This window comes from Granulicatella sp. WM01, from assembly GCF_004570605.1.
GTDB lineage: Bacteria > Bacillota > Bacilli > Lactobacillales > Aerococcaceae > WM01.
This window is the reverse complement of the sequence record NZ_SPPB01000196.1, coordinates 1-227: the sequence shown is the minus strand read 5'-3', so window position 1 is coordinate 227 and position 227 is coordinate 1. Positions and strand designations below refer to the sequence as shown.

The 227-nt window shown below is 31.7% G+C and carries 1 pseudogene; it reads left to right on the top strand.

What is annotated here, in order from left to right:
• Nucleotides 1–34: 34 nt before the first annotated feature.
• Nucleotides 35–227: pseudogene (locus E4T68_RS09690) on the top strand (IS30 family transposase); the annotation flags it as partial.

Sequence of the window (227 nt, the reverse complement as noted above, 5' to 3'; positions counted from 1 at the left end):
GTGTTCTATTCGGCATAAACTATCTACACAGTTTATGTCACAATTGATTTCTACACTATCTCAAAAGATTAGAATACATAGTGTTGATTCCTTTGTTAATACTTATAAAAAGCAGCATTCTGATGAAATAGTCCCTTGCACTAAAACTATTTATAATTGGATACACAATCAATCTATACCATTAAAACCGATTGATTTACCACGGATGGTACGTATTCGTCACAAGA